Here is an 8234-nt window from a genome sequence, read left to right as displayed (position 1 = left end):
GCGGAATCGAACCACCGACACGAGGATTTTCAATCCTCTGCTCTACCGACTGAGCTATCGAGGCAAAAGAATGGTGCCGACTACCGGAATCGAACTGGTGACCTACTGATTACAAGTCAGTTGCTCTACCTACTGAGCTAAGTCGGCGTACCGTATTCTTTTACTAACTGTTCGTGCTAGGCACCAACAATTTAGAAATTGTGGTGCCCGGAGGCGGAATCGAACCACCGACACGAGGATTTTCAATCCTCTGCTCTACCGACTGAGCTATCCGGGCAACGGAGCGCTATTAAACGGATTTTCCCGCTTTGCGTCAACCACTTTTTTTAAATAATTTCAAAAAAGTGGTTGTTCGAACGCTTTTTATTCAACTGTCGAGAAAAAGTTTACCCTGCGTTAAATTCCTTTTTGAAATTTGTAACTTTTTCTAGGTATCGGCGTGCTTCAGCGTTCGGATGTTTCTTTGTTAACGCCCAATAAACTTGATTTGGCTGTAAAGAATTTAAATCTTTCATTGCACGTTTGCGATCGGTGCGATGGAAAGTGTTCAAAACACCACCAGTTCCGCCGTTGTAAGCGGAAATCATGCTGTACTCCAAAGATGTTGGATGCTGGACATCTTTCAAATAACGATTTTTTAGAATGTAAAAGTAAGCCGTTCCGGTATCAATATTGTTTTCTGGGTTAAACAAATATTCAGGACTAGGCTGACCTGACCGGTTCTTCACCAATTTAAAAACATCACGGCCTGCTGTTTTTGGAACTACTTGCATCAAACCATAGGCGTTGGCCCAGCTTACTGCATACGGGTTAAAGCTACTTTCGGTTTTGATGATGGCGTAAATTAGATCTTCAGGGATGTCGTATTTCTTCGAGGCGCGGCGCACGATGTCTGCGTATTGGTAACTACGCTGCGAGAAGTGATCTTCTACCATAGGGATTTCAACGTAGTAAGCTTTCTTGAAATCGACATCTTTGGTTTTGACTTGGTTAGCAATCAAGTAATCGGCAAAGCGATTTGCGCGCCATGACCATTGAATGGGCTTTTTGTCTTGATCAACGACCTGATTATAAAGAAAGGGCTGGCCTTCCAGTTTGATCTCTTTAGAGGAGAATAGGTCGACATTGGCTGGATCATCTGGGGTTAAAAGTGTCGTGATGATGGCGTTTTTCAGGTGCTTTTGTGGCTCTGTCTGAGAAACCGTTTCGATGGTTATCACACCTTTTTGGAAATCGACCTCGGCACGACTTAAGTAGTTATCGATGTATTTTACGTAATTGCTTTTACCTGCAACCTTTACCTCGCGTTGGCCCCAGCGCTTTTTGATGTTTCCTGAGAAGCTGCTGATCAACGCATCTAAAGCATCGGTGTCTTTTTCGAATTGTCCTGGCAGCTCAGCTAGGTTGTTCGCAAAGCGGTTCGTCGGCTCGTAATCAATGTCATAAATTTTTTCGACAAACTCACGGCTGCAACCTGCCATTAAAAGGGCAGTAACGATAAAGGCAATTTTTTTCATAATTATTTAGGTAGCTTTTTCGGCTCGAATACAAAAATGACATCACAAGTTTGGTTGTGATGTCATTGTTTTAAAACAAGTTTGATTTATTCGCTTGGTGGCGTGTAGCCCTCAATGTGAACCTCTTTGCCTTCGAAAAGGAAGTTCACCATTTCTGTTTCAAGCTGTTTACGGTGCTCTGGATCCATCATGTTGAGCTTCTTCTCGTTGATCAACATCGTTTGTTTCTGTTGCCATTGAGCCCAAGCTTCTTTCGAGATGTTATCGAAAATGCGTTTACCTAGTTCACCTGGGTAAAGTTGAAAGTCTAGACCTTCGCCTTCTTTCTTTAGTCGAGCACAAAAAACAGTGCGGCTCATAATGACTCCTTGCAATTAATTAACGAAGTTCGTGGGGTAGCGCTTCCAGTAGCAGTTTTACTGGCGCAGCCAAACCGACTTCTTCAGGTTTAGATAAGTTATACCAAAGACCTTTGTTACCTTCCATCACCACATTGGGTTGCTTTGACAGGTCAATCAAAATCGGCGTGATATCGAGGTGATAATGGCTGAATGTATGACGAAACGTAATCAGAGTTTCTTGATGTCTAATATCGTCAGTTTGAATACCACGTTGTTCCAGTAGTAATTCAATATCGCTCTCTACATCAATATGCTCAGTTTGTGGGAAACAAAAGAGTCCGCCCCAAATACCCGTCTGCGGTCTTTGTTCTAGCCACACTTCGTGACTATCACCATTTTTGTGATGCAGCATCACGAAACGTGTTTGCTTAACCGGTTTGTCTTTTTTCGGCTTCTTACCCGGATAATCAAGCACATTACCTTGTTTCTTTGCTATACAAAGTTCGTTGACCGGACACAAGGTGCACTTAGGCTTGCTGCGGGTACACATCATGGCACCCATATCCATCATGGCTTGATTGTACTTGTCGACGTCTGTTTGTGGTGTGTGCGTTTCTGCGATTTCCCACAATTGATTTTCGACTTTCTTTTGTCCCGGCCATCCATCAACAGCAAAGCAGCGTGAAAGCGTGCGCTTTACGTTGCCGTCCAATATCGCATGTGGTTGTTTATAGACAGAGGAGAGTACTGCGGCTGCGGTTGAACGACCAATACCCGGTAGTGCGTTCATTTGCTCAATATCTAATGGAAACTCGCCATTATATTTATGGGCGACTTCTTTAGCCGCTTTATGAAGATTGCGAGCACGTGCGTAATAACCTAAGCCGGTCCAAAGGTGCAGTACTTCATCTTGCTCAGCATTCGCGAGATCGACGACGGTCGGAAAGCGTTTTAAAAAACGCTGGTAATAAGGAATAACCGTAGTGACCTGAGTTTGCTGAAGCATGATTTCAGACAACCAGACACTATACGCGGTCTTGTTTTGTTGCCATGGAAGCTCTTTTCTTCCATATGCGTCATACCATTCTAAGATGGCGTTTGCGAAAGGTGTCACGACTTGCTCTGTATTCTATTATTGGTTAGGAGCAAAATTGCACCACAGATTGTGGTGTAAGTACAACAGATAAACTGTGGGGATATTGTGTCTGATTTGTTTGCTTTTGGGCTGCCATAGTCCGATAGCTCAACAAATACTTGCACCTAAGTGAATTCTTTGGATAATCCCCGCTTTGATTAATCAATGTGCAGGCAAAATCAATGAGTGAAGTAACCACTAACGAATACAACGAAGACGGAAAAATGATCCGTAAAATCCGCAGTTTCGTGCGTCGCGAAGGTCGTCTAACCAAGGGCCAAGAAAGTGCGATGAACGAATGCTGGCCAACAATGGGTATCGATTACAAAGCAGAACTTCTTGATTGGAAAGAAGTATTTGGTAACGATAACCCAGTAGTGCTTGAGATCGGTTTTGGTATGGGCGCTTCATTGGTTGAAATGGCAAAGAACGCGCCAGAGAAAAACTTCATCGGTATCGAAGTTCATAGTCCAGGCGTTGGTGCTTGTCTTGCTGACGCACGCGAAGCGGGTATCACGAACCTACGCGTAATGTGTCACGATGCGGTAGAAGTATTCGAACACATGATCCCAAATGGCAGCCTAGCAACGCTGCAATTGTTCTTCCCAGACCCATGGCACAAAAAGCGTCACCACAAGCGTCGTATCGTACAACTCGAGTTCGCTGAAATGGTTCGCCAGAAGCTTATCCCTAACGAAGGTATCTTCCATATGGCGACTGACTGGGAAAACTACGCTGAACACATGATTGAAATCATGAACCAAGCACCTGGTTTCGAAAACATTGCAGAAGGCGGTGATTTCATCCCTCGCCCTGAAGAGCGTCCACTGACTAAGTTCGAGGCTCGTGGTCACCGTCTAGGTCACGGTGTATGGGATATTAAATTCAAGCGCACTGCATAACTAAGGAGCCAGTAGATGTACCACTACGCGATATTAGCGAATCCGGGTCACAACCGAATTTACTTTGATAGCGCAATGACCATTGCATGTTCCGAGCTAAAAGCAATTTTGGCTTCTGAAGGTGTTGAAGTGACTGAAATTGGTAACAAAGACGTCGGCTTACCTGCTGCGCTCGTGTTCTCTTGTGAAGACGCGTTACGCGATCAGCAATCCGGTAAAATTGCCGCGTCATCTATCTACTATGCGCTATTTGAAGTGCGTGAAGATGGCTTATTACGTCCGATTCAGGCGCCTGCATTCAATACTTTCCCTGAGAGCATGAGCCAGATCCTACGTTACACCGGTAAAACGAATGAACAGTTTACGCGTTTGATGGTGAACTTAGGCGTGAGTGCGTCCAATACGGATAGTGCTCAATTAACGCTGATGGATCCAATGTGTGGTAAGGGTACAACTCTGTTTGAAGGTTTGATCCACGGCTTGAATGTAGTGGGTGTGGAGATCAACCAGAAATGGGTACAAGAGATCCAAACCTTCATCGTTAAGTTTATGAAGAACGGTCGCTTCAAGCACAAAGTGAGCAAAGAAAAGCGCACTTCTGGTGGTAAGAAGGTGGCCGATGGTTTCGTGGTTGAAGCCGCGTCAGAGAAAGAAGAGTACAACAAAGGTAATCTTCAGACGATGAAGCTGTATTCAGCAGACACGCGAATTGCCGATCAAGTGGTTAAGAAGAACTCTGTTGATGTGATGGTGTCTGATTTGCCTTACGGTGTGCAACACGGTAGCAAAAACGCAAAAGACAGCAAACTGAACCGTAGCCCTCTGGAGCTGCTACAAGAAGCTCTGCCTGCATGGAAAGTGGTGCTGAAAAAGCAAGGTTCGGTCGTGCTGTCTTTCAATGAGTTCACTCTGAAATGGAAGGACGTGGCGGCATTATTTGAAGAGCAAGGGTGGAAGGTACTTTCAGAAGAGCCTTACATCGGTTATCTTCACCGTGTTGATCAGTCCATCAACCGCAACATCATTGTGGCAATAAAACCATAATCGACTTGAGTCGAATAAATTCCATGGAAAAGCCAACGTCCGCGTTGGCTTTTTTTACCTCTGAACTCAGCCATTTGGGTTCTTGTGACAAGAAGGTAGAAGATGAAACCTACAGCGCAAATTTTGACAGACATTCTAGCGGAAGTTCGCCCTTTAATTGGTCAAGGAAAAGTCGCCGATTACATTCCCGCATTGGCAAAAGTACCCAATACCAAACTGGGTATTGCGGTATACACCAATGAAGGTGAAGTGATTAAAGCGGGCGATGCAGAAGAGTCGTTTTCGATTCAGTCGATCTCAAAAGCGTTGAGCCTGACTCTGGCTATGTGCTTGTACAAGCAAGAAGAGATCTGGTCTCGTGTAGGTAAAGAGCCTTCTGGTCAGGCGTTTAACTCGATGATCCAGTTAGAGATGGAGCTGGGCATCCCACGTAACCCATTCATTAACGCCGGTGCTATTGTAGTTGCTGATTTGCTGCAAAGTCGTCTCTCAGCGCCGCGTCAGCGTCTATTGGAATTTGCTCGTCAGTTATCTGGTGATACTCATATCGTGTATGACAAAGTCGTAGCGGCTTCAGAAATGATGCATGGCGACCGCAACGCTGCGATTGCTTACCTGATGCGCTCATTTGGTAACTTTGAAAACGAGGTTATTCCGGTATTGCAAAACTACTTCCATGCCTGCGCTTTAAAGATGAGTTGTGTGGATTTGGCAAAGACCTTTAGCTACTTAGCGAATAAAGGCACATCGGTACAAACGGGTAAATCAGTGGTCTCGGCGGTGCAGACAAAACAGTTGAATGCGCTATTGGCCACGTGTGGTTTGTACGATGGTGCTGGTGAATTTGCATACCGCGTTGGTATGCCGGGTAAATCTGGTGTCGGTGGTGGCATTATCGCTATTGTCCCAGGTGAGATGACGATTGCAGTATGGTCTCCGGAGCTTGATGCTTCGGGTAACTCGTTGGCAGGTACTAAAGCGCTTGAGTTACTTTCAGAGCGTATTGGTCGTTCGATTTTCTAAGGAAAAGAGACGAGAAGCGAGAACGGATCGCGTCCTTTGGAATCGCTTCGTTTTAGAGGCTTTAGAGAAAGAAGTGTTACAACGAATAAAACAAAGGGTTGGCGTTTGTGCGCCAACCCTTTGTTATTTATAGTAGAGACAAAGGCTGTATTGGCTTGGTCGAATATATCCATAGCCGTTTCAGCGAATCTCTCGGAGTGAAGCGTTCTTTAGGACACAGTCCGTTCCCAAATCTCGAATCTGCTCTTATTCCTCTTCCACCATAAAGGCTTCAAGCAAGTCATTCAGGAACAGCTTACCTTTCTCGGTAATTTGCCAGTGAGTCTCTGTTTCACTCAGATAACTCATCTCAAGCGCCCAATCGATAGTCTCTTGAATTGAGCTCAACGGAAGACCTGTCGTATCGATGTAGTCTTGTTTCGGGCACGCTTCCGTTAAGCGGAAACGGTTCATAAAGAACTCAAACGGACGATCTTCATCAGCCACAAGCTGTTCACTATCTAGGTACGGCTTCACCATATTTTGGTATGCCATCAAATAGCCACGTGGGTGTTTGACCTTAGTGGTACGAACGATGCGACCATCAGCAAAGCTCAGCTTGCCGTGTGAGCCACAGCCAATGCCAAGGTAGTCACCAAAGCGCCAGTAGTTCAGGTTGTGCTGACACTGATAGCTAGGCTTGCTGTAACCAGAAATCTCGTACTGAACGTAACCTGCCGCTGCGAGCTTCTCATGTCCTTGCTCGAAGATATCCCACAAGTCATCGTCATCTGGCAAAGTCGGTGGCTTGTAGTAGAACATGGTGTTTGGTTCGATGGTCAGCTGATACCAAGACAGGTGCGGTGGCGCCAACTCAATCGCTTTGTCCAAATCTGCTAAGGCTTGTTCGATGCTTTGATCTGGTAAGCCGTGCATGAGATCGAGGTTAAAGCTGTTCAAACCGATTTGGTGTGCCAGCTTAGCGGCATTGACGGCTTCGTCTTGACCGTGAATGCGCCCCAAACGCTCAAGCTTCTGTTGCTCAAAGCTTTGCACGCCGATAGAGATGCGCGTTACACCAGCCTTGCGGTAGCCAGCAAAACGTTCTGCTTCGATAGTGCCTGGGTTGGCTTCCATGGTGATTTCTATTTCAGGCTTGAACGGAATACGCGCTTCAATGCCCTTAAGTAGATGCTCGATGCCTTCTGCCGAAATCAAACTCGGCGTACCACCACCAATGAAGATTGAATGCAGTGGACGTGGCGCTTCGCTAAGGCGGTATTTCTCAATGTCGGTATCCAAGTCTTCAAGAAGGGCATTGATGTACTCTTCTTCTGGGATCTCGGCTTTGAGCGCGTGAGAGTTAAAGTCGCAATATGGGCACTTTTGTACACACCATGGGATGTGTACATACAAGCTCAGTGCTGGGGGCGTTAACATGGTCTAATTCGCTCGTGATTACTGAGATACTTGCTCAGACAGTTGAGCAAACAACGATTTGAGTGCTTTACCGCGGTGAGACAGTTGTTTTTTACGTGCTGGCTCAAGTTCGGCAGACGCACAGTTGTCTTCAGGAACAAAGAAGATTGGGTCGTAGCCAAAGCCATTTTCACCATGTGCTTCAGTTAGAATGCGACCTTCCCACTTACCGTGACAAACGATAGGGGTTGGATCGTTCTCATGACGCATCAAAACCAATACGCAGTGGAAACGAGCGGTGCGCTCTGCTTCTGGTACGCCTTCCATTGCTTTAAGCAGCTTCTCTAGGTTCTCTTGGTCAGAGGCTTTTTCACCTGCATAACGTGCAGAGTAAATGCCAGGCGCGCCTTTCAAGAAATCGACTTCTAAGCCTGAGTCGTCCGCAATCGCAGGAAGACCCGTTTCTTGTGCTGCATGGCGAGCTTTGATGATCGCGTTTTCGATGAAAGTCGTGCCAGTTTCTGCTACTTCAGATACGTTGAATTCACTTTGCGCTAATACTTCAAAACCGAAGTCAGACAGCAGATCTGCCATCTCACGAACTTTGCCTTGGTTGCCTGTTGCTAGCACTATCTTTTTCATGGTCGTCTCTTTCTGTAGCGATAAAGGGAGAACGCAGTGTTCTCCCCGATTAAATTGGTGCTAGGGTCTGTTGACCTTTCGCGGTTAAATTTTGTTCGAGATAAAATCGTTTTAGGTGAGGCAAGGAGTGTGTCGCCTAGTCACTCTAAGCAAATACTCCTTAACAAAGCATAAAACGATTTTAGCCGAACCCTTTGGGCAGCGTTTGTTGGTCATTTCTACTGCGTTATCG

General features: G+C 45.8%; 8 protein-coding genes and 2 tRNA genes. 3 read left to right on the top strand and 7 right to left on the bottom strand.

Features of this window, described 5'->3' with window-relative positions; all coding sequences use genetic code 11:
- Nucleotides 1-71 precede the first annotated feature (71 nt).
- The 5 genes from VJL_RS18865 to mutY all read right to left on the bottom strand — a co-directional run bounded on the left by VJL_RS18865 (nucleotide 72) and on the right by mutY (nucleotide 2972).
- Nucleotides 72-147: transfer RNA gene (locus VJL_RS18865), tRNA-Thr, on the bottom strand.
- A 54-nt stretch (nucleotides 148-201) separates the two neighbouring features.
- Nucleotides 202-277: transfer RNA gene (locus tag VJL_RS18860), tRNA-Phe, on the bottom strand.
- Between the two features lie 109 nt (nucleotides 278-386).
- Nucleotides 387-1517, bottom strand: a complete 1131-nt coding sequence (gene mltC, locus VJL_RS18855; RefSeq protein ID WP_038880404.1) for a membrane-bound lytic murein transglycosylase MltC — start codon at nucleotides 1515-1517, stop codon at nucleotides 387-389.
- Between the two features lie 86 nt (nucleotides 1518-1603).
- A complete protein-coding gene (locus tag VJL_RS18850) occupies nucleotides 1604-1876 on the bottom strand; it encodes an oxidative damage protection protein (RefSeq protein ID WP_005436530.1) in 273 nt (90 codons plus the stop codon).
- A 19-nt stretch (nucleotides 1877-1895) separates the two neighbouring features.
- Nucleotides 1896-2972, bottom strand: coding sequence for an A/G-specific adenine glycosylase (gene mutY, locus VJL_RS18845; protein ID WP_038880402.1), 1077 nt, complete (start codon nucleotides 2970-2972; stop codon nucleotides 1896-1898).
- A 203-nt stretch (nucleotides 2973-3175) separates the two neighbouring features.
- On the opposite strand from mutY, the gene trmB reads away from it, so the two are divergent.
- From trmB to glsB, 3 genes are all read left to right on the top strand, one after another.
- The gene (gene trmB / locus VJL_RS18840) at nucleotides 3176-3895 is read left to right on the top strand and encodes a tRNA (guanosine(46)-N7)-methyltransferase TrmB (protein ID WP_038880400.1); all 720 of its coding nucleotides are present in this window, start codon (nucleotides 3176-3178) and stop codon (nucleotides 3893-3895) included.
- Between the two features lie 15 nt (nucleotides 3896-3910).
- Nucleotides 3911-4939: a TRM11 family SAM-dependent methyltransferase gene (locus VJL_RS18835; RefSeq protein ID WP_038880398.1), complete on the top strand. Its 1029-nt coding sequence runs from the start codon at nucleotides 3911-3913 to the stop codon at nucleotides 4937-4939.
- Between the two features lie 102 nt (nucleotides 4940-5041).
- Nucleotides 5042-5962, top strand: a complete 921-nt coding sequence (glsB, locus tag VJL_RS18830) for a glutaminase B (RefSeq protein WP_038873199.1) — start codon at nucleotides 5042-5044, stop codon at nucleotides 5960-5962.
- Nucleotides 5963-6208: 246 nt separating this feature from the next.
- Here the strand turns inward: glsB and hemW are convergent, their stop codons facing one another.
- Nucleotides 6209-7381 carry a radical SAM family heme chaperone HemW gene (hemW, locus tag VJL_RS18825; RefSeq protein ID WP_038880395.1) on the bottom strand — a complete coding sequence of 391 codons (1173 nt, stop codon included), beginning with the start codon at nucleotides 7379-7381 and terminating at the stop codon, nucleotides 6209-6211.
- Between the two features lie 18 nt (nucleotides 7382-7399).
- Nucleotides 7400-8002, bottom strand: coding sequence for an XTP/dITP diphosphatase (locus VJL_RS18820; protein ID WP_005436525.1), 603 nt, complete (start codon nucleotides 8000-8002; stop codon nucleotides 7400-7402).
- Nucleotides 8003-8234 lie beyond the last annotated feature (232 nt).

The organism is Vibrio jasicida CAIM 1864 = LMG 25398 (genome assembly GCF_000400365.1).
In the GTDB taxonomy this organism is placed as follows: domain Bacteria; phylum Pseudomonadota; class Gammaproteobacteria; order Enterobacterales; family Vibrionaceae; genus Vibrio; species Vibrio jasicida.
Note: the sequence above shows the minus strand (reverse complement) of the source record. Positions and strands in the feature narration are given on the sequence as shown.

Excerpts from the sequence above, each read along its gene's own strand:
- mltC (WP_038880404.1), bottom strand. The coding sequence starts at position 1,517 with ATGAAAAAAATTGCCTTTATCGTTACTGCCCTTTTAATGGCAGGTTGC.
- VJL_RS18850 (WP_005436530.1), bottom strand. The coding sequence starts at position 1,876 with ATGAGCCGCACTGTTTTTTGTGCTCGACTAAAGAAAGAAGGCGAAGGT.
- trmB (WP_038880400.1), top strand. The coding sequence starts at position 3,176 with ATGAGTGAAGTAACCACTAACGAATACAACGAAGACGGAAAAATGATC.
- VJL_RS18835 (WP_038880398.1), top strand. The coding sequence starts at position 3,911 with ATGTACCACTACGCGATATTAGCGAATCCGGGTCACAACCGAATTTAC.
- glsB (WP_038873199.1), top strand. The coding sequence starts at position 5,042 with ATGAAACCTACAGCGCAAATTTTGACAGACATTCTAGCGGAAGTTCGC.
- hemW (WP_038880395.1), bottom strand. The coding sequence starts at position 7,381 with ATGTTAACGCCCCCAGCACTGAGCTTGTATGTACACATCCCATGGTGT.
- VJL_RS18820 (WP_005436525.1), bottom strand. The coding sequence starts at position 8,002 with ATGAAAAAGATAGTGCTAGCAACAGGCAACCAAGGCAAAGTTCGTGAG.